General features: G+C 68.0%; 17 protein-coding genes. 11 read left to right on the top strand and 6 right to left on the bottom strand.

Annotated elements, in window-relative coordinates; all coding sequences use genetic code 11:
• Positions 1-238: 238 nt before the first annotated feature.
• Positions 239-1,819: a peptide MFS transporter gene (locus ABE957_RS15950; RefSeq protein WP_349759657.1), complete on the top strand. Its 1,581-nt coding sequence runs from the start codon at positions 239-241 to the stop codon at positions 1,817-1,819.
• A gap of 1 nt (position 1,820) precedes the next feature.
• Positions 1,821-3,635 (top strand): aminopeptidase P family protein, encoded by a 1,815-nt coding sequence (locus tag ABE957_RS15945; RefSeq protein WP_349759656.1) that lies wholly within the window; start codon positions 1,821-1,823, stop codon positions 3,633-3,635.
• A 117-nt stretch (positions 3,636-3,752) separates the two neighbouring features.
• Here ABE957_RS15945 and glnG read toward each other — a convergent pair whose 3' ends face one another.
• The 3 genes from glnG to ABE957_RS15930 all read right to left on the bottom strand — a co-directional run bounded on the left by glnG (position 3,753) and on the right by ABE957_RS15930 (position 7,400).
• A complete protein-coding gene (gene glnG / locus ABE957_RS15940; protein ID WP_349759655.1) occupies positions 3,753-5,162 on the bottom strand; it encodes a nitrogen regulation protein NR(I) in 1,410 nt (469 codons plus the stop codon).
• Positions 5,155-6,201, bottom strand: a complete 1,047-nt coding sequence (gene glnL, locus ABE957_RS15935) for a nitrogen regulation protein NR(II) (protein ID WP_349759654.1) — start codon at positions 6,199-6,201, stop codon at positions 5,155-5,157. The genes glnG and glnL overlap by 8 nt, the downstream gene beginning before the upstream one ends.
• 620 nt (positions 6,202-6,821) lie before the next feature.
• Positions 6,822-7,400, bottom strand: a complete 579-nt coding sequence (locus tag ABE957_RS15930; RefSeq protein WP_349759653.1) for a DUF4124 domain-containing protein — start codon at positions 7,398-7,400, stop codon at positions 6,822-6,824.
• A 151-nt stretch (positions 7,401-7,551) separates the two neighbouring features.
• Between ABE957_RS15930 and ABE957_RS15925 the strand changes: the two genes are divergently transcribed.
• Positions 7,552-8,265 carry a ZIP family metal transporter gene (locus ABE957_RS15925; RefSeq protein ID WP_349759652.1) on the top strand — a complete coding sequence of 238 codons (714 nt, stop codon included), beginning with the start codon at positions 7,552-7,554 and terminating at the stop codon, positions 8,263-8,265.
• A gap of 125 nt (positions 8,266-8,390) precedes the next feature.
• On the opposite strand, the gene glnA is transcribed toward ABE957_RS15925, so the two are convergent.
• On the bottom strand, positions 8,391-9,797 hold the full coding sequence (glnA, locus tag ABE957_RS15920) for a glutamate--ammonia ligase (RefSeq protein ID WP_349759651.1): 1,407 nt from the start codon (positions 9,795-9,797) through the stop codon (positions 8,391-8,393).
• A 586-nt stretch (positions 9,798-10,383) separates the two neighbouring features.
• Between glnA and ABE957_RS15915 the strand changes: the two genes are divergently transcribed.
• The 8 genes from ABE957_RS15915 (at position 10,384) to ABE957_RS15880 (ending at position 18,885) form a co-directional block, all read left to right on the top strand.
• Positions 10,384-10,923: a glycosyltransferase family A protein gene (locus tag ABE957_RS15915; protein WP_349759650.1), complete on the top strand. Its 540-nt coding sequence runs from the start codon at positions 10,384-10,386 to the stop codon at positions 10,921-10,923.
• A 139-nt stretch (positions 10,924-11,062) separates the two neighbouring features.
• On the top strand, positions 11,063-12,889 hold the full coding sequence (gene typA, locus ABE957_RS15910) for a translational GTPase TypA (protein ID WP_349759649.1): 1,827 nt from the start codon (positions 11,063-11,065) through the stop codon (positions 12,887-12,889).
• A gap of 126 nt (positions 12,890-13,015) precedes the next feature.
• Positions 13,016-13,354 (top strand): hypothetical protein, encoded by a 339-nt coding sequence (locus ABE957_RS15905; RefSeq protein WP_349759648.1) that lies wholly within the window; start codon positions 13,016-13,018, stop codon positions 13,352-13,354.
• Positions 13,355-13,483: 129 nt separating this feature from the next.
• Positions 13,484-14,929, top strand: a complete 1,446-nt coding sequence (locus ABE957_RS15900) for a sodium-dependent transporter (RefSeq protein WP_349759647.1) — start codon at positions 13,484-13,486, stop codon at positions 14,927-14,929.
• 79 nt (positions 14,930-15,008) lie between these two features.
• Entirely contained in the window at positions 15,009-15,776 is a 768-nt protein-coding gene (locus ABE957_RS15895) for an ABC transporter ATP-binding protein (RefSeq protein WP_349759646.1), read from the top strand.
• 69 nt (positions 15,777-15,845) lie between these two features.
• Positions 15,846-16,550 carry an ABC transporter ATP-binding protein gene (locus ABE957_RS15890; protein WP_349759645.1) on the top strand — a complete coding sequence of 235 codons (705 nt, stop codon included), beginning with the start codon at positions 15,846-15,848 and terminating at the stop codon, positions 16,548-16,550.
• Positions 16,551-16,579: 29 nt separating this feature from the next.
• Positions 16,580-17,584, top strand: coding sequence for a branched-chain amino acid ABC transporter permease (locus ABE957_RS15885; RefSeq protein ID WP_349759644.1), 1,005 nt, complete (start codon positions 16,580-16,582; stop codon positions 17,582-17,584).
• Positions 17,584-18,885, top strand: coding sequence for a branched-chain amino acid ABC transporter permease (locus ABE957_RS15880; protein ID WP_349759643.1), 1,302 nt, complete (start codon positions 17,584-17,586; stop codon positions 18,883-18,885). The genes ABE957_RS15885 and ABE957_RS15880 overlap by 1 nt, the downstream gene beginning before the upstream one ends.
• Before the next feature lie 100 nt (positions 18,886-18,985).
• On the opposite strand, the gene ABE957_RS15875 is transcribed toward ABE957_RS15880, so the two are convergent.
• Together ABE957_RS15875 and ABE957_RS15870 are read right to left on the bottom strand one after the other, a co-directional pair.
• A complete protein-coding gene (locus ABE957_RS15875) occupies positions 18,986-20,719 on the bottom strand; it encodes a methyl-accepting chemotaxis protein (protein WP_349759642.1) in 1,734 nt (577 codons plus the stop codon).
• A gap of 145 nt (positions 20,720-20,864) precedes the next feature.
• Positions 20,865-21,062: hypothetical protein (locus ABE957_RS15870; protein ID WP_349759641.1), on the bottom strand; the 198-nt coding region annotated here is incomplete at its 5' end.

The raw sequence follows: 21,062 nt of genomic DNA, 5'->3' as shown, positions 1-21,062 counted from the left end.
TCCATTCTGGCACCGGGACGCGCGACATTGCCATCGCCGCACCGCAGGCTTGCCGGATAGCGACGCTCGATCGCCATATCGTTTCGCCGACTAACAAATTTCCATAGAATCGCCTGCATACGCCGTGCCTTTCAGTAAAAAAAATCAGATAAAAGCGGGTTAGGCCACAGGGTCGCCTGACATTATCCGAATCGGCACGGTCCGTGACGCCACCACCACCTCACAAGGCAGACGATTCATGTCCTCAACCTTCGATGCCCCCGACGCGACGTCCCGACGGGATCACGGCTTCTTCGGCCACCCCCGTCCGCTGGGTTCGCTGTTCTTCACCGAGATGTGGGAGCGCTTCTCCTACTACGGCATTCGCCCGCTGCTGGTGCTGTTCATGGCCGCCGGCCTCGCCGAGGGCGGCCTGGGCTTCAGCCGCGAGGACGCCGCGGCCATCGTCGGCATCTACGCCGGCGCCATCTACCTTTCCGCCCTGCCCGGCGGCTGGCTGGCCGACAACTGGCTCGGCCAGCGCCGCGCCGTCTGGTACGGCTCGATCCTGATCGCCCTGGGCCACCTGGCCATCGCCCTCTCGGCGCTGTGGGGCGCCACCGCCTTCTTCGTCGGCCTGCTGCTGATCGTGCTGGGCTCGGGGCTGTTCAAGACCTGCATCACCGTGATGGTGGGTAGCCTCTACGACGAGGGCGATGCGCGCCGCGACGGCGGCTTCGCGATCTTCTACATGGGCATCAACCTGGGCGCCCTGCTGGCCCCGCTGATGACCGGGCTGCTGATCGAGAGCGGCGGCTGGCACTGGGGCTTCGGCATCGGCGGCCTGGGCATGCTGGCCGCGCTGCTGATCTTCCGCCTCTGGGCGATTCCCGCCATGCGCCGCGCCGACCGCCAGCAGGGCCGCGACTCCAGTTGGGACGCCCCGGCCGTGCAGCGCCGCGGCGTGGGCCTGGCGGTCTCGGGGCTGTCGCTCCTCGCCGCCGCCCTGGTCGGCCTCACGGCCAGCGGCATGATCCAGCTGCAGCCGGTGGCGATCGCCGAGGCCATGACCAGCGTGATCATCGTCTGCGCGCTGGGCTTCTTCGTCTACCTGATGGCCTTCGCCGGCCTCGACGCCCGGGAGCGCGCCCGAGTGGTGGTGGCCTTCCTGCTGATCGTCGCCTCGGCCTTCTTCTGGGCCTCCTTCGAGCAGCAGCCCACCTCCTACAACCTCTTCGCCAACGACTACACCGACCGCGCGCTATTCGGCGGCTGGGAAGTCCCCACGGTCTGGTTCCAGTCGCTCAACGCGGTCTTCATCATCCTGCTCGGCCCGCTGTTCGGCTGGCTGTGGCCCGCCCTGGGCCGCCGCGGCCTGGAGCCGAGCAGCGCCACCAAGTTCGTGATGGGCCTCTTGTTCGCCGCCGCCGGCTTCGGCCTGATGATGCTCGCCGCGCGCCAGGTGCTGGTCGGCGACGGCCTGGTCTCGCCGCTGTGGATCAGCGCCAGCCTGCTGCTGCTGACCCTCGGCGAGATGTGCCTGAGCCCGGTGGGTCTCTCCACCATGAGCACCCTGGCACCGCAGCGCATCCGCGGGCAGCTGATGGGCCTATGGTTCACCTCGCTGGCGCTGGGCAACCTGGTGGCCGGCCTGATCGGCGGCAACGTCAGCGCCGACAAGCTCACCGAGCTGCCGGCGCTGTTCGGCCGCTCGGCGGTGGCACTGGTACTCTGTGCCCTGGTGCTGGCGCTGCTGACGCCGCTGATCGGACGCATGCTCAAGGGCAGCCAGCGCGATACCGCCGTCTCCTCTCCCTCTTCTTCCACCACCGGAGCCTGACATGAGCCACGCCCCCTCGACCCCCGCGGCCCGTCTCGCCGCCCTGCGCGACGCCATGCGCGAGCACGCCATCGACGCCTGGTGGCTGCCCTCTTCCGACCCCCACAACTCCGAGTACCTCCCCGAGCACTGGGCCGGCCGCGCCTGGCTCTCCGGCTTCGACGGTTCGGTGGGCACCCTGGTGGTCACCCACGACGCCGCCGGCGTCTGGGTCGACAGCCGCTACTGGGTGCAGGCCGAGGAGCAGCTGGCGGGCAGCGGCATCGAGCTGATGAAGCTGCAGCCCGGCCAGGCCGAGGCGCCGATGCGCTGGCTGGCCGAGCGGCTCGACGAGGGTGCGACGCTGGGCTTCGATGCCGACGTGGTGTCGCTCGCCAACGCGCGCCGACTCGAGGACGCGCTCGCGCCCAAGGGCATCCGCCTGCGCGGCGACCTGGACCTGCTCGACGCCGTCTGGCCCGATCGCCCGGCGCTGCCCGAGGCGCCGCTCTACGCCCACCCCGCCGCCTACCTCGACGAGCGCCGCGGCGAGCGCCTGGCTCGCGTGAGAGCGGCCATGGCCGAACACGGCGCCGACTGGCATCCGATCTCGACGCTGGACGACATCGCCTGGCTGACCCAGCTGCGCGGCGATGACGTCGCGTTCAACCCGGTGTTCCTGGCCCACCTGCTGGTGGGCACCGAGACGGCCACCCTGTTCGTCGCTCCGGGCAAGCTCGACGACGAGCTGACCGCGGGGCTGGCCGCCGACGGCATCGCGGTGGCGGACTACGCCGACTGGCCGCGCAGCCTCAATGCGCTGCCCGGTGAGGCCCGGGTGCTGCTCGACCCGGCCAAGCTGACCCTGGGCACCCGCCAGGCGCTGCCGGCGGGCGTGCCCCTGGTGGAAGCCAGCCAGCCCAGCACCCTGGCCAAGAGCCGCAAGAGCGACGCCGATCTCGACCACGTGCGCGAGGCCATGGCGGAAGACGGCGCCGCGCTGTGCGAGTTCTTCGCCTGGCTGGAGGCGGCCATCGAGCGCGGCGAGACGGTCACCGAGCTGACCGTGGACGAGCGGCTGACCGCCGCCCGCGCCCGGCGCCCCGGCTTCATCAGCCGCAGCTTCTCCACCATCGCCGCCTTCAACGCCAACGGCGCCCTGCCCCACTACCACGCCACCCCGGCGGCCCACGCCACCATCGCGGGCGACGGCCTGCTGCTGATCGACTCCGGCGGCCAGTACCACGGCGGCACCACCGACATCACCCGAGTGGTGCCGGTGGGCGAGATCTCCGATCTTCAGCGCGAGGACTACACCCGGGTGCTCAAGGGCACCATCGCGCTCTCCCGGGCACACTTCCCCTGCGGCATCCCCTCGCCGCACCTGGACGCCATCGCCCGGGCGCCGCTGTGGGCCGGCGGCCGCGACTACGGCCACGGCACCGGCCACGGCGTGGGCTACTTCCTGAATGTCCACGAGGGGCCCCAGGTGATCGCCTGGTCCGCGCCGGCGGCGCCGCACACCGCCATGCAGCCGGGCATGATCACCTCCATCGAGCCCGGCGTGTATCGCCCGGGCGAGTGGGGCATCCGCATCGAGAACCTGGTCGCCAACCGCCCCGCCGCGGCGAGCGACTTCGGCGACTTCCTGCGCTTCGAGACGCTGACCCTGTGCCCCATCGACACCCGGCCCATCGACGTCGCGCTGCTCGACCCCGCCGAGGCCGACTGGCTCGACGCCTACCATGCCGAGGTGCGTGAATGCCTCGCGCCGCGGCTCGAGGGCGACGCCCTGGCCTGGCTCGAGAAACGCACCCGGCCGCTCGACCGCGGCTGATCGGACGTCGCCCACCCGCTGAGCGACGCCCATAAAGCACCGCCCGAGACGACAAGGGGCGCCGGCATGCCGGCGCCCCTTTCCTATGCAGGCTTACTTGATGCTCGCCCTTCGCCGTCAATCCTCCGCCAGCGCCGGCAACAGGGTCTTCAATTTCCGGGTGAGGGTGTTGCGCCCCCAGCCCAGCAGCTCGGCGGCCTCGCCCTTGCGCCCGCCGGTGTGCTTTAGGGCGGTCTCGATCAGGATACGCTCGAAGTCCGGCACGGCCTCCTCGAGCAGGTGGGTGTGGCCGTCGCTCAGCGCCCGGTCGGCCCAGTCGCGGAAGGCGGTGCGCCAGTCGCCCACGCTACCCTCGGTGGCGCCGGGCTCGCGCAGCTCCGGCGGCAGGTCCTCGACCAGCACCTCGCGGCCGGAGGCCATCACGGTCAGCCAGCGGCAGGTGTTCTCGAGCTGGCGGACGTTGCCCGGCCAGGGAAGCCGGGTGATGTGAGCCTCGGCCTCGGGGGTGAGCACCTTGATGTCGGTGGCGAGCTCCTTGGCCGCCTCGGAGAGGAAGTGGCGCGCCAGCCGCGGAATATCCTCGCGGCGCTGGGACAGGGTGGGCAGGTGGACGCGTATCACGTTGAGGCGATGGAACAGATCCTCACGGAAGCGCCCGTCCTCCACCAGGGTCTCGAGGTTCTGGTGGGTGGCGGCGATGATGCGCACATCCACCTTCACCGAGGTGTGGCCGCCCACCCGATAGAACTCGCCGTCGGCCAGCACCCGCAGCAGGCGGGTCTGGGTCTCGGCAGGCATGTCACCGATCTCGTCGAGGAACAGGGTGCCGCCGTTGGCCTGCTCGAAGCGCCCCTGGCGCTGGGCCGTGGCGCCGGTGAAGGCGCCCTTCTCGTGGCCGAACAGCTCCGACTCGATCAGGTCCTTGGGGATCGCCGCCATGTTCAACGCGATGAAGGGCTTGCCGGCGCGCGGGCTGTGCTGGTGCAGGGCCCGGGCGACGCGCTCCTTGCCGGTACCTGACTCGCCGTTGATCAGCACCGTGATATGCGAGTGCGACAGTCGGCCGATGGCGCGAAACACCTCCTGCATGGCCGGCGCCTCGCCGATGATCTCGGCATCCAGCCCCTCGGGCACGCTGACCGGGCGCTTACGCTCGCGGGCATGGGCCACCGCCCGGCGCACCAGGGCCAGCGCCTCGTCGACATCGAAGGGCTTGGGCAGGTACTCGAAGGCGCCGCCCTGATAGGAGGCCACGGCGCTGTCCAGGTCGGAGTGGGCGGTCATCACGATCACCGGCAGCTCCGGGTGGGCCTCGCGCACTCGGGCCATCAGGTCCAGGCCGTCGATCCCCGGCATGCGGATATCGGTGACCAGCACCTCGGGCGGGTCCTCGAGCAGGCGCTCGAGGGCGTGATCGGCGCGTTCGTGCGCCTCGACCTGGAGGTCGGGCTGGGCCAGGGCACGCTCCAGCACCCAGCGAATGGCGCGGTCGTCGTCGACGACCACGACGCGGGCGACATCAGTCATGGCGCTTCTCCAGCGGAATCAGCAGTCGGAATTGGGTGTGGCCGGGGATCGAATCGCACTCGATCAGCCCCTGGTGCTGGTGCAGGATCGACTGGGCGATCGAGAGTCCCAGGCCGCTGCCCTCGGCGCGACCGGAGACCATGGGGTAGAAGAGCGTCTCGCGCAGCGATTCGGGGATCCCCGGGCCGTTGTCGATGATCGCCACCTCGCAGACCAGCCGATGGCGTTCGGCGCCCAGGGTGAACTGGCGCCGGGCGCGGGTGCGCAGCGTGAGCCGCGGCGAGACGGTGCCGGCCTCGGTCATCGCCTCCACGGCGTTGCGCGCCACGTTGAGCAGGGCCTGGATCATCTGCGCCTCGTCGCCGGAGAGCTCCGGCAGGCTGGGGTCGTAGTCGCGCTCGATCCACACGGCCGGGTGCTCGACGATCAGCAGCGCGCGGACCCGCTCAAGCACCTTGTGAATATTCAGCGGCTCGTGGCGGATCATGCGGTTGGGTCCCAGCATCGAATCGACGAGATCGCGCAGGCGATCAACCTCCTCGATGATGATGCGGGTGAATTCCTGCAGGCCGGGATCGTCGAGATCCCGCTCCAGCAGCTGGGCCGCCCCACGGATGCCGCCCAGGGGGTTCTTGACCTCGTGGGCCAACCCGCGGGCCAGCACCTTGATGGTCTCCTGGCGGGTCTGCAGCGCCTCCTCCCGGGAGATCCGCAGCAGCCGGTCGCGGGGCTCCACCTCGAGCAGCAGCTCGTCGGCGCCGAGCGGCGACACCGTGTAGTCGACGGTCAGGACCTCGCCGGTGGTCAGCGTCAGGCGCGCCTCGCGCTGGGTGAAGGGGTGGAATTCATCACGGGCCTTGGCCAGCAGTCCGCCGATATCCTCCTCCCCGTCTACCAGGGCGGGCAGGGGCTGGCCCTTGAGGCGGCTGAGGCTGATCGCCAGCAGCGCCTCCGCGGCCGGGTTCATCCAGCGCAGGCGCAGCTCGCCATCGAGCAGCAGCACCGCGGTGGTGAGATGTTCCATCAAGCGTCGATACATGAAGCCGTCCTGCCCGATCCGGTGAGCGCCTCCCGGAGAAGCGCCGTGAGCCTGCATGGGAGAGGACCTGCAAGAAGCGCGCCACCTCATGAGGCGGCTGGCGGCGCCTTTCAGGGGCAGGACCGTCCCACCTTGGCGCACCACTTTAGTGCATACGACCGTCGAACGCCCGTTTGCGTGCAGCCCATTACTTGCAACCAAGGGGCGCCGCCCGGTACCGCCCCCGACCTGGACCACCGGAGCGCGACCGGTCAGGGGGCATCGCGAGGCGCCGGGCGGTGCACACGCCGATCGATCGAGAAGTGCTCGCGCGTCGAGGGATCGCGCCGGTGATGCGGGGGAGGCGGATAGTGGGGCAAGGGATGCCGGGGCGGCGGGTAATGGGGCTTGGGGGGATGGGTCGGCGGATGATGAGTCGGCGGATGATGGGGCGGGCGAGAGGAGGGCTCCCCCCTTCGCCCGTCACGCAGCCGGTCGAGGTGCTCGAAGGCGCGCCCCTCCTTCACCCGGTCGGCATGATCGAAGGCATCGAAGCGGCCGTCGTCGCGGGGCGGGGGCTCGCGACAGGGCCGGTAGGTGCCGTCCGGACACAGCGGCCGATGTATCCGGCGAGGGGCGAGCTAACCGCTCGGGTTATTGGGGTTGCTGGGCAGGTTGACGCTGGCCCGCTGCACATAGAGGGTCACCGGCGAGCTGCGATGACGCACCGCCCCGCCGCCATCCAGCAGCTCGGCCTGCAGCACGTGCTCGCCGCGCTCCAGGTTGTTGAGCAGGAAGGTATCGGTGTGCATGGCCGACTGGCTGACCCGCCCGTCCACCAGCAGGCGCACCCGATGGTCCTCGCGCAGTTCCGGCTGGATGCCCAGGGTCACCTGGACGTTGCCGGCCGCCCCGGTGGGCAGGGTCTCCTCCTGGCCGGGCGAGAGGATGCCGAAGCGATCGTAGGGCATGAACGGCTGCCCCGGCGCTGCCGTGTCGGGCTCGCCCTGTCCGCCCTGGACCACGGGTGCCATGCTCGCCGTCTCGCCGGGGCTGGGCACCACGGTGAGCGGATCGAGCGTCACCTCCTGGCCGCCGCCCTCGGGATTGTCGGTGAACACCACGTTGCCCTGGGCGTCGGTGGTGCGGTAGATGGTCTGGGCGTGAGCCGCCAGGCTCAACGACAGCCCCAGCGCCACCACTGCCAGTGCCTTGTTCATGCGCCGATTCCTGCGTTGCCAATGGGTTTCCCTTTATGATGCAAGACTAGCGCAGAAGCGACCCCACGAGGAACGCGGATGACGCCTCCGGAGTGAGATCGACGCCAACGCCGGAAAGACGACCGGTCCCGATGGACAGAGGAGACGACGCATGGACGCCTGGCAGACGGTGATCGTCCTCACGCTGATGGCCGGCATGGCGATGCCGATGGGCGCCTGGCTGGCGCGAGTGGAGTGCATTCCGATCGACTGGCTCGAGAACGAGCTGCGCCACGGCATCATCGCCTTCGGCGGCGGCGCCCTGCTCTCCGCGGTGGCGCTGGTGCTGGTGCCGGACAGCCTGCCGGCCCTCGGCATCGCCACCGCCACGGGCTGCTTCGTGGCCGGCGGGCTGGCGTTCATGGCCCTGGACATCGCCCTGAACCGCAGCGGCACCTCGGCCAGCCAGCTCGCGGCCATGCTCGCGGACTTCGTGCCCGAGGCCCTGGCCCTGGGGGCGGCCTTCGCCCATGGCAGCAGCGGCAGCCTGCTGCTCGCCGGCCTGATGGCGCTGCAGAACCTGCCCGAGGGCTTCAACGCCTACCACGAACTGCGCAGCACCACCCCCTACTCGAGCCGCCGGCTGATCGGGCTCTTCTTCGCCATGGCCTGGCTGGGACCGCTGGCGGGGCTCGGCGGCTTCCTGTGGCTGGCGCCGTACCCCACGGCAGTGGCGATGATCATGCTGTTCGCCGCCGGCGGCATCCTCTATTCGGTGTTCCAGGACCTCGCGCCCCAGGCCAGGCTCGAGCGCCACTGGGGACCGCCCCTGGGCGCGGTGCTGGGCTTCGCGCTGGGCCTCATCGGCCATATGCTGCTGGTCTAGCGGCCGCCGCCAGGCCCCTTCATGAGGCCCTGTCACATCGCCCTCGCCATCCGCCACGCACAAAAAGAGGCACGCCCGGGGGCGTGCCTCTTGCGATGCTGAACGCGGCGCCAGGCGCCGCGGGATCAGCAGCTGTAGTACATGTCGAACTCGATCGGATGCGTGGTCATGCGGATGCGCTCCACGTCCTCGCTGAGCAGCTCGATGTAGGCATCGATCATGTCGTCGGTGAAGACGCCACCCTCGGTGAGGAAGCTGCGGTCGGCGTCCAGCGCCTCGAGGGCCTGGTCCAGGCTCTCGGCCACGGTCGGGATCGACTTGCCTTCTTCCGGCGGCAGGTCATAGAGGTTCTTGTCCATGGCATCGCCGGGGTGGATCTTGTTGCGGATGCCGTCGATGCCGGCCATCAGCATCGCCGCGAAGCACAGGTAGGGGTTGGCGGTCGGGTCCGGGAAACGGGTCTCGACGCGCTTGCCCTTGGGGCTGGCGGTGTAGGGGATGCGGATGGAGGCGGAGCGGTTGCGGGCGCTGTAGGCCAGCATCACCGGCGCCTCGAAGCCCGGCACCAGACGCTTGTAGGAGTTGGTGGAGGCGTTGGCGAAGGCGTTCAGGGCGCGCGCGTGCTTGATGATGCCGCCGATGTAGTAGAGCGCCATCTCGGAGAGACCCGCGTACTCGTCGCCGGCGAACTGGTTGGTGCCGTCCTTCCAGAACGACTGGTGCACGTGCATGCCGCTGCCGTTGTCGCCGACCAGCGGCTTGGGCATGAAGGTCGCGGTCTTGCCATAAGCGTGAGCCACGTTGTGGATCACGTACTTCATCTCCTGGACCTCGTCGGCCTTCTTGACCAGGGTGTTGAACTTCACGCCGATCTCGTTCTGGCCGGCGTTGGCCACCTCGTGGTGGTGCACCTCGACCGACTGGCCGATGGCCTCCAGGGTGTTACACATCGCGCCGCGGATGTCGTGGAAGCTGTCCACCGGCGGAACCGGGAAGTAGCCGCCCTTGACGCGCGGGCGGTGAGCCAGGTTGCCGCCCTCTACCGGACGATCCGTGGACCAGGCGCCCTCTTCGGAGGAGATCTTGTACATGGAGCCCTCGATATCGGACTTCCAGTGCACCTCGTCGAAGATGAAGAACTCGGGCTCCGGGCCGAAGAAGGCGGTGTCGCCCAGGCCAGAGGACTGCAGGAAGGCCTCGGCGCGCTTGGCGATAGAGCGCGGGTCGCGCTCGTAGCCCTGCATGGTGGCCGGCTCGATGATGTCGCAGCGCAGCACCAGGGTGGCGTCTTCGGTGAAGGGGTCGAGGAAGCCGGAGCCGTCCTCCGGACGCAGGATCATGTCGGACTCGTTGATGCCCTTCCAGCCGGAGATGGAGGAGCCATCGAACATCTGACCGTTCTCGAAGAACTCCTCATCGACGTCACGGGCCGGGATGGTCACGTGCTGTTCCTTGCCGCGCGTGTCAGTAAAGCGCAGGTCGATCCACTTCACGTCGTGTTCTTCAATCAGGGCGAGCGTCTTCTCGGACATAAGGTCCTCCACAGTGAGCTGGGCTGAAAAGCTTGAACGGTTGCAGGGCGATGGCGGGGCTGGTGCCCACGACGTTGTAGCATGCCGTCGGGCCGGTGCCCACGGCCACCCTGCCGCAACATGGCCTTGCCAAGGGGAATGCAGGCAACGTGCCAATCTTGCACCACCGAGCGGCATGACAATGACAAGCCATTGATGAAGAAAGGCTTTATTCGAACCACCTTCTCCAACCCATGCACCAGGATCGCCATTCCTCTCGACAGGGTGTCGGCTCGGCCGCATCTTCGCACCATAAAAGTGCATAAAGAACGCCTGCCGCACCAGATTGGATCGCACGCCGCCGGCCGAAATGTGATGGCCTGCCGAAAAGCGATGATCTCCCTCATGCCTGGAACAGTCGGAAGGTCATATCCGCAACACAGAAATATCAGTCCGGCATCCGTTGATACGTGTTAACACCAAAAACTACACTCGTTTACATGGCGGCGCCGACCGGGATGGCGCTGGCTCCGGAGAGGTGGCGCGGGTTCTGGAGTGTGGGCCATCTCCGTGTGACCCGCGCCCTACCATGGGAGCCGACCCGAGCATGATCGTCTGCAGCATCCTCCTCGATGCCCGCGCCTCGGGTGCCGGCCTGCCGCGCCGCCTGGCGGCGCTGAGGCCCCTGAGACAGCGCCGCGACCTGCGGCTCGAGGTGCTGTTGTCCGACGATACCGGCGATTCACGCCTGTTGCGCCTGGCCAGTCGCCACGATGTCCGCCGTGTCGCCACCGAGGGCACCCCGCTTGGCGACCGGCTCAACACGGCGGTGGCCCACAGCCAGGGGCAGGTGCTGCTGTTCCCGGCCTCGGGACGACCCATCTCTCCGGGCTGGCTGGTAGATACCCTGGCCGACATCGAGCACCACCGCCGGGACGCCGTGGTGCTGACCACCGCGCACCCCAGCCGACTGACGCTGCTCTGGCAGCGCCTGCGCCACCAGACCCTCACCGACACCCTCTGCGTCTCGCGCGCCTGGTTCGAGCGCATCGGCGGCTGCGACCCGTCGCTGGACTACGGGGCCCTGTCCGACCTGATCACCCGCCTGCATGCCTGCCAGGCGCGCGTCACCGCCGTCGAGGCCTGAATGGCTCGCTCACGCCCCCTTCGGCAGCTCCCAAGCCACTGATATCTGGTCGTGACGGAAGATTCACGGCGACAAAGCTGGTAGCCGTGATCCCCCTGCCCCTATAATACGTCCCCAATTTTGTCAGCAGGATCCCGTCGTGATCGAGAATCTTCGCAACATCGCCATCATCGCTCACGTCGACCACGGCAAGACCACCCTGGTCGACAAACTGCTCAGCCAGTCCGGCACTCTCGACCGCAAGGCCGAGGGGCAGGAGCGCATCATGGACTCCAATGACCAGGAGAAGGAGCGTGGCATCACGATCCTGGCCAAGAACACGGCGATCCGCTGGCAGGCCCCCGACGGCCAGGACTACCACATTAACATCGTCGACACCCCCGGACACGCCGACTTCGGCGGCGAAGTCGAGCGTGTGATGTCGATGGTCGACTCCGTGCTGCTGCTGGTCGACGCGGTCGACGGCCCCATGCCGCAGACCCGCTTCGTGACCCAGAAGGCCTTCGATCAGGGCCTCAAGCCGATCGTCGTGGTCAACAAGATCGATCGTCCCGGCGCGCGCCCCGACTACGTCATCGACCAGATTTTCGACCTGTTCGACAACCTCGGCGCCTCTGATGACCAGCTCGACTTCCCGATCATCTACTGCTCGGCCCTGAACGGCATCGCCGGGCCGGAGCCGGAGCAGCTGGCCGACGACATGACGCCGATGTTCCAGTCCATCGTCGACATCGTCGAGCCGCCAAAGGTCGAGCTCGACGGTCCCTTCCAGATGCAGATCTCGGCGCTGGACTACTCCAGCTACGTCGGCGTCATCGGCCTGGGCCGCATCAGGCGCGGCTCGGTCAAGCCGAACCAGCAGATCACCGTGATCAGCAAGGAAGGCAAGGAGCGCAAGGGCAAGATCGGCCAGGTCATGACGCACCTGGGCCTGGAGCGGGTGCAGACCGACGAGGCCACCGCCGGCGACATCATCTGCATCACCGGTATCGACAACCTGGCGATCTCCGACACCCTGTGCGACCCGGCCGCCGTCGAGGCGCTGCCGGCGCTGACCGTCGATGAGCCGACCGTCTCGATGACCTTCCAGGTCAACGACTCGCCCTTCGCCGGCAAGGAAGGCAAGTTCGTCACCAGCCGCAACATCAAGGATCGCCTCGACCAGGAGCTGATCCATAACGTGGCGCTGCGCGTCGAGCAGGGCGACAGCCCGGAGAAGTTCATCGTCTCCGGTCGCGGCGAGCTGCACCTCTCGGTGCTGATCGAGAGCATGCGCCGCGAGGGCTTCGAGCTGGCCGTGGGCCGTCCCGAGGTGATCATCCGCGAGATCGACGGGGAGAAGCAGGAGCCCTACGAGGAAGTGATCATCGACTGTGAGGAGCAGCACCAGGGCTCCGTCATGGAAGAGCTCGGCTACCGCAAGGGTGAGCTGGTCAACATGAACCCGGATGGCAAGGGCCGCGTGCGCCTGGACTTCATCATCCCCGCCCGCGGGCTGATCGGCTTCCGTGGCCAGTTCCTGACCCTGACCTCCGGCACCGGCATCCTCACCAGCCGCTTCGATCACTACGGCCCGCTCAAGCCCGACGCCTCCATCGAGCGGCGCAACGGCGTGCTGGTCTCCATGGTCCCCGGCAAGGCGCTGGCCTACGCGCTCTACGCCCTGCAGGACCGCGGCAAGCTGATCATCGACCATGCCACCGAGGTCTACGAGGGCATGCTGATCGGTATCAACAACCGCGCCAACGACATGGTGGTCAACCCCACCAAGGGCAAGAAGCTCGACAACATGCGCTCCACGGGCAACGACGAGAACATCGTGCTGACCCCGCCGATCAACTTCACCCTCGAGCAGGCCATCGAATTCCTCGATTCCGATGAGCTGGTGGAAGTCACCCCCAGCCACATCCGCCTGCGCAAGAAGCACCTGACCGAGAACGAGCGCAAGCGCGCCAGCAAGAAGTAAGTCGGCCCGCCTCCGCCCAGAGCCCGCCTATTCGGCGGGCTCTGTCGTTTGTGGCCGCCGCTCACGGCCCTGTGCCCCGGCGACGGCTATGCTGGAGGCTGAATCACCCACCCAAGGAGTACCGTCATGCACAAGCACGTGGAATGGGACGATCCCGGCGAGCGGAGCGTCCTGCGTTACTATGCCGACCATCCCGACGACTACCGCCCGCCCGAGCGCGGCAGCATTCTCTCGGCCAGCTACCGGGGGTTCACTGTCAGGGTGAAGGTCGCGGCCCGGGTCGAGGAGACCAGCATCGGCGAGGTGGTGGCGCTGATCGCCGACGACAACGGGCGGCGCCAGCAGGCCGCCGGGGATCTCTCGCTGGGCGACACGGTGCGCCTGCCCGACGCTTACCGGGCCCTCGAACCTCGTCACCCAGAGGAGTCGGAAGAGCCAGAAGAGCCAGAAGAGCCCGAAGACTGATCCCGGCGGCGGTGACCACCGGGTGCCGCCAACGCCTGCTAAACGCTGGCCCACTAGCCAGCAAGGCCCTCGTGCCGCAAAGTTGGCGGCACAGGCTCACAAGGCCCACTTAGGCAATCCTGGATTTCCATGAGCACGCACAACGTCTGGACCCACAAGGGCACCTTCCTGCTGGCCGCAGTCGGCTCGGCCGTCGGACTCGGCAACCTCTGGCGCTTTCCCTACCTGACCGGCGAGAACGGCGGCGGCGCCTTCATCCTGGTCTACGCCCTGACCATCTTCGCCGTGGGCATCCCCATCCTGATCGCCGAGATCATGCTCGGCCGCAACAGCCGGCGCAGCCCGATCATGGGCATGCGCTTTCTCACCCGCACCCATCAGACCTCCCGCGCCTGGGAGTCCATCGGCTGGCTGGGGGCCGTCTCCGCCTTCCTGATCCTGAGTTTCTACTCGGTGATCGCCGGCTGGGCGATCCACTACACCGGGCTGATGCTGACCGGCGGGATGGCCGAGATCGACGCCGCCGGCGCCGGCCAGAGCTTCGATGCGCTGCTCGCCTCGCCGATGCTGCTGACGCTCTATCACACCCTGTTCATCGCCGCCTCGGCGCTGATCGTGGGCCTCGGCATCCACAAGGGCATCGAGGCGGGCCTGCGCCTGCTGATGCCGTCGCTGTTCGTGATCCTGCTGGTGGTGCTGGGCTATGGTGCCGTGGTCGGCGACATCGGCGCCGCGGCGAACTTCCTGTTCACCTTCAACCTGGCCGACTTGAGCCTCGAGGGCTGGCTCGAGGCGATGGGGCAGTCGTTCTTCACCCTGAGCCTCGGCATGGGCGCGATCATGGCCTACGGCGCCTACATGCCGGGCGAGTCGTCGCTGACCCGCACCGCCTTCGCCATCGCCATCGTGGATACCGCGGTGGCCATGGTGGCCGGCCTGGCGATCTTCTCGCTGGTCTTCGGCTCCGGCCTGAACCCCGGCGAGGGCCCCGGCCTGATGTTCGTCACCCTGCCGCTGGCCTTCGCCGAGATGCCGGGCGGCGCCCTGGTCGGCGGGGTCTTCTTCATCCTGGTGCTGGGCGCGGCAATCAGCTCGTCGATCTCGCTGATCGAGCCGGTGGCGGCCTTCCTGGTCGAGCGCTTCGACCTGACCCGCCCTCAGGCGGTGACGCTGATGGTCATCGCCAGCTGGGCGCTGGGGCTGCTCACCGTGGTCAGCTTCAACCTGTGGGCCGAGGGCACCCTCTTCCATACCCTGTTCGGACGCAGCGCTTTCGGCTTCATCGAGATGCTGACCAACATCTTCATGCCGCTGGGCGGCCTGATGATCGCGTTGTTCGCCGGCTGGGCGCTGACCCACTCCGAGGTGATGAAGGAGATGCACACCAACGAGCGCTGGTTCCGCATCTGGCGCTTCCTGGTGCGCTTCGTGGCGCCGGCGGCGGTGGCCTTCGTCTTCCTGCGCAGCATTCCCCAGGTGGAGGGCTACCTGATCCCGGCCATCGGCGCCGTGGTGATCGTCGGCGCCTTCGCCGCGGGGCGCACCTTCCTCGCCGACGACAGCCAGCAGCAGTAGGCGCCGGCGCCGCCGAAGGGAACGTCAGGACCGCCACGTCAGCGCAGCACAGCCACAACAACAACCAACGGAATCCGCCATGGCTGCCATCATCGAGGTACAGCACGTCAACAAGGCCTTCGGGGGCCTCAAGGTCATCAATGACTGCTCGATCCAGGTGGAGAAGGGCTCGATCACCGGCCTGATCGGCCCCAACGGGGCCGGCAAGTCGACGCTGTTCAACATCATCGCCGGCGCCCTGCCGCTGGACAGCGGCCGGGTCCTGCTCGACGGCGACGACATCACCAACCAGCCGGCCAACGCGCTGTTCCACCGCGGCCTGCTGCGCACCTTCCAGATCGCCCACGAGTTCTCCCAACTGACGGCGCTGGAGAACCTGATGATGGTGCCGCCGGCGCAGTCCGGCGAGAGCCTGTTCGCCGCCTGGTTCACGCCGGGCCTGGTGCACCGCGAGGAGACCGAGGTGCGCCGTAGGGCGCTGGAGGTGATCGATTTCATCGGCCTGCACCACGTGCGCAACGAGCTCGCTGGCAACCTCTCCGGCGGCCAGAAGAAGCTCCTCGAGCTCGGCCGCACCATGATGACCGACGCCCGGGTGGTGCTGCTCGACGAGATCGCCGCCGGGGTCAACCGCACCCTGCTCGGCGACCTGGTCACCAACATCGAGCGGCTCAATCGCGAGATGGGCTACACCTTCCTGGTCATCGAGCACGACATGGACATGATCGCCCGGCTCTGCGACCCGGTGATCGTGCTGGCCCAGGGCAGCGTGATGGTCGAGGGCAGCATCGAGGAGATCCAGAACAACCCCGAGGTCATCGAGGCCTACTTCGGCGCCGCCAGCTGACCGGGACGGCCAGGGGTCCCGAGGCGGGACGCCTCCAATAACGATAACGAACGCAGAGAACGACTGACCATGCCATTACTCGACGCACGCAACGTGCACGGTGGCTACGGCGGCATGAACATCCTCAACGGGGTGGACATGGCCATCGAGTCCGACCAGATCGGCGTGATCGTCGGTCCCAACGGGGCCGGCAAGTCCACCATGCTCAAGGCCGTCTTCGGCCTGCTCCACGTCAGCCAGGGCGAGATCCTGCTGCGCGGCGAGCCGATCCACAACCTGCCCCCCAACCAGCTGGTGCAGAAGGGGATGGGCTTCGTGCCCCAGGAGAACAACGTCTTCCCGAGCCTCACGGTGAAGGAGAACCTGGAGATGGGCGCCTTCCTCAAACCGGGCAACGTCAAGCGCATGCTGGCCCAGGTCTACGACTTCTTCCCACCGCTCCGTGAGAAGCGCCACCAGCCGGCCGGCGAGCTCTCCGGCGGCCAGCGCCAGATGGTGGCCATGGGCCGGGCGCTGATGGCCGAACCCAGCCTGCTGCTGCTCGACGAGCCCACCGCCGGCCTCTCGCCGCTCTACATGAACGAGATCTTCGAGCAGGTGAAGCTGGTCAACTCGGCCGGCGTGGGCATCCTGATGGTCGAGCAGAACGCCAAGCAGGCGCTCGGCATCGCCGACAAGGGCTTCGTGCTGGCCGCCGGCCAGAATCGCTTCACCGATACCGGGGCCGCCCTGCTGGCCGACCCGGACGTCGCCAAGAGCTTCCTCGGCGGCTAGTCCCGGCGCCCGACCTGGAGAATCCATCCGTGAACGAACTCGTCTTCTTCATCAACAACGTGGTGATCGCCGGCAGCGTGACCGGATCGATCTACGCCATCGGCGCGGTGGGCGTGACGCTGATCTTCAGCATCATGCGCTTCGCCCACTTCGCCCATGGCGACATGATGACCTTCGGCGCCTTCATGGTGCTGCTGCTGGCCAGCGCCTTCCCGGGCGCCGGGGCGGCCTTCGGCGTGCCCGCCGCGCTGGTGCTGCTGCCGGTGGCCATGGCCCTCACCGCGCTGCTCGCGGTGGGCATCGACCGCGCCTTCTACAAGCCGCTGCGCGCCCACGGGGTCAAGCCCATCGTGCTGGTGATCGGCTCGCTGGGGGTGACCCTGATGCTCCAGGGCCTGATCCGGCTGTTCTCGGGCACCGGCGGTGCGAGCCTCTACGTCGATGATCGCAAGGAGATCTTCCGCCTCGCCCTGCCCTTCGAAGGCGTGCGGGCGCCGGTGGTGATCACCGAGCCGCAGCTCTGGCTCTTCGTGATCACCCTCGTCGCCGTGGTGGGGCTGCACTTCTTCCTGACCCGCTCGCGGCTCGGCAAGGCGATGCGCGCCATGTCCGACAACCCCGACCTGGCCCAGGCCTCGGGTATCAACACCAACACCATCGTCGCCGTGACCTGGGTGATCGCCGGCGGGCTCGCCGCCATCGCCGGCACCCTGCTGTCGCTGGACGTGACCTTCAAGCCCGACCTCAGCTTCTTCCTGCTGCTGCCGATCTTCGCCGCCGCCATCGTCGGCGGCGTGGGCCACCCCTTCGGGGCCGTGGCCGGTGGCTTCGTGGTGGGCTTCGCCGAGACCCTGGCGGTGTTCAACTGGAGCGTGCTGCTCCGGCCCTTCCGCGACAGCCTGCCGGAGTGGCTGACCCAGGCCGGCAACCTCGCCTTCGTCGGCACCGAGTACAAGATCGTGGTGCCCTTCTTCATCCTGGTCGTCATCCTGGTGTGGCGCCCCACCGGCATCTTCAAGGGCAAGGTGATCTGATGGATACCAAACGCGCCGATACCGTCGCCGCCCCCAGCCGCCTGCCGCTGCGGGAAATGCTGCTCTTCGTCGCCCTGCTGGCGGCCGTGCTCGGCGTCTACGCCGCGATGGGCAGTGCCTACAGCACCCGCATGCTGGTGGAGGCCGCCTGCTACGCCATCCTGGCCCTCGGCCTGACCATCCAGTGGGGCTACGCGGGCCAGTTCAATGCCGGGGTGATGGGCTTCGTGGCCCTGGGCGGCTTCAGCGCCATGTTCTTCAGCATCCCGGTCAACGAGGCCTTCTGGGACAGCGAGCTGCCCGGCGAACTCGGCCTGGTGTTTGTCTCCATGATCGCCGCCGTCCTGGTGGTGCTTGGCGCCACACGGCTCGACCGGCTCGGCGTGCCCAAGAAGCTGCGCACCGTGATCGCCGTGGTGCTCGGGGTGGTGCTCTACCTGGTGGTGATCAATGCGCTGCGCGGCGTGACCGACGAGATCGAATCCCGGGCCGGTTTCATCGGCGGCCTGGGGCTGCCGGTCGGCGTCGGCTGGATCGTCGGCGGCGCACTGGCCGGCGGCGTGGGCTTCTTCATCGGCCGGGTCTGTCTGGGGCTGCGCAGCGACTACCTGGCGATCGCGACGCTCGGCATCGCCGAGATCATCAAGGCCTTCCTCAAGAACTCCGACTGGCTGACCCGCGGCACCGCCACCGTCTCGCCGCTGCCCTGGCCGGTGCCGGGGCCCGAGGCCGTCGGCTTCACCCTGGCCCGGGCGATGTACCTGTCGGTGACCGCGGTGATGATCGCGGTGATCTTCTTCCTGCTGAGCCGCGCCTACCACGCCCCCTGGGGGCGGATGATCCGCGCCATCCGCGACAACGAGCTCTCGGCCGCCGCCATGGGCAAGGACATCAACCGGCGTCGCCTGGAGATCTTCGTGCTGGGCTGCATCCTGATGGGCATCGGCGGCGCCGCGCTGGGCAGCTTCAACAGCATGTTCGACCCCCAGGGCTACCTGCCGCTCAATCACACCTTCCTGGTGCTGGTGATGGTCATCCTGGGCGGTCCCGGCAACAACCTGGGCACCATCTTCGGCGCCGTGGCGGTCTACATCATCTGGATCATGTCCGAGCCGCTGGCGCTGTTCTTGATGGAGCTGGCCGTCACCTTCGGCGAGGGCGCCTTCGGCTGGGAGGCGCCCACCAACATGGACAGCCGAGCGCTGCAGGCGCGGGTATTCGTGATCGGGCTGCTGATCACCCTGGTGCTGCGCTTCGCGCCCAAGGGACTGCTGCCGGAGAAGGTCAAGCACCACGGCTGAAACGCATCCGGCCCGGGGCAGACACCCCGGGCCGGACACAGCGCTCTCTCGCCACGCTCTGCTCTGGCCCGGTCGTCACTGCCGACCGGGCCAGCTGCCGCTAGAAGGCCTCCCACTCGGGTTCATGCTCCACGGCCCTGGACGAGCGCGGCCGCGACGACGCCTCACCGGGCGACGACGCCGATCCGGCATGGTGGCTGACGTGAAGGGCGCCGCCCTCGCGCTCATCGCCCAGCACGAAGCCGCTGATCAAACCGCTGAGCTGCTCGGCCTGACGGCGCATCTGGGCGGCCGTGTCGGAGCTCTGCTCGACCATGGTGGCATTCTGCTGGGTCATGGTATCGAGCTGATTGACGGCTGTGTTGACCTCCGCGATGCCGGCGCTCTGCTCTCGCGACCCGGCGTTGATCTCGGAGATCACGGCGGTCACCTGCCCCACGCGGTCGAAGATCTCGCGCATCGTCTCACCGGCCTGCTGCACGATCTTGGTACCGTCCTGGGAGAGCGCCACCGACGACTCGATCAGGCCCTTGATCTCGCTGGCCGCCTCCGCCGAGCGCTGGGCAAGCTTGCGCACCTCCTGGGCCACCACGGCGAAGCCGCGACCGTGCTCGCCGGCACGCGCCGCCTCGACCGAGGCGTTGAGCGCCAGGATGTTGGTCTGGAAGGCGATGGAATCGATCATCGACACAATATCGCCGATCTGCGACGACGAGCAATGGATGTCGTCCATCGTCTTCTCGACGCCCTGCATGGCCGCCTGGCCCCGCTGGGCGACGCCGGAGGTGGCGGTGACCAGCTGGTCGGCCTGCTCGGTGTGGCTGGCGTTATTCTCCACCGTGGACGTAATCTCCTCCATGGCCGAGGAGGTCTGCTGCAGGCTGGCCGCGGCCTGGTCGGTGCGTGCCGCCAGCTCCTCGCTGCCCTGGGCGATATCATTGGCCGCCCAGGAGACCGCGTTGGCGCCGTGGCGCACGTCGCGCAGCATCGACTGCATGCGCTCGAGGAAGGCGTTGAACTGCTCGCCCAGCTGACCGATCTCATCGCGACTGCGAACCGTCAGGCGCCGTGTCAGGTCACCCCGGCCGGCCGCCACCTCGCTGGCGATCTCCTTGATGGCGGAAGCCGTGTCGCGCACCTGGTGAACCGTGCGGCGCGCCAGCCACATCGCGAAGGCCGCGATGATCAGGTTGGCCACGGTGCCCAGGCTCCAGAGCCGGACCAGGGAGGCGATGAGCGACGCCTCGGCCGCCGCCTCGATCTCGGCCATGGCCGCATCGATGTCGTGGACGTAGACCCCGGCCCCGATCACCCAGCCCCAGGGCTCAAAGGCGGTGACGTAGGAGTGCTTGGGCTCGGGCTGGCCGGTGTCGGGATCCGGCCACTCATAGCGATAGGAGCCGCCACCCAGCTCGGCCAGCTGGGCCATGTCGCGGATCATGTGAATACCGTTGGCGTCGGAGGCCCCGAGCATGTTGGTGCCCACCGTGTCGGGCGCCGCCGGCTGCACCAGCATCTGGCCGTCCGACGCGAAGGCGAAGATGTAGTTGTCGCCCTCGAAGCGCAGCTTCTCCAGCATCGCCAGGGCGCGCCGTTTCGCCTCTTCGGTGTCGGGCACCGTGGCAGCGATCCGTTCCACCATGGACGTGGCGAGCTCGACGTGGCCCCGCACGCCGCGCTGGCGCGCCTCGAGCAGCAGCTGGCGCTGCTGTTCGACCTGGGCCCGGTTGGCCTGACTGCTGCCGACCCCCTCGAGGAGCAGAAGGCAGGAGGAGGAGAGGATCAGCGGCATGAGGACCAGCAGCAGGATCTTCACCTGCAGGCTGTCGGTCACGCACCGCAGCCACCGAAACCGGGGGGCCGCGCCGGAGGAAGTGTTGTTCATTGTTGGGTCTCTCTGGGACACGATAGTGGCTGGCGCGTCGCCGCCGCACACTGCCCCATTGTCGGGATTGGGCGGTGCCGTCACCTGACGTAAATCAATTTTTGTTGTTATATAAAACCCTAAACCAACGCCCCGAGGGCGATGCCACCACAGAAAGGCCCCGGCGGTGTGAACTGCACCCCGAAAGTTGGACCCCCAATCCAACCTTCGGGGTGTTTTTATGAGCAAACGATACGACGAGTGGTTCAAACTGCAGGTGGCGCAGCAGTGTTTGCACGATGGCACCAGCTTG

The organism is Halomonas pelophila (assembly GCF_040196315.1).
In the GTDB taxonomy this organism is placed as follows: domain Bacteria; phylum Pseudomonadota; class Gammaproteobacteria; order Pseudomonadales; family Halomonadaceae; genus Halomonas; species Halomonas pelophila.
Note: the sequence above shows the minus strand (reverse complement) of the source record. Positions and strands in the feature narration are given on the sequence as shown.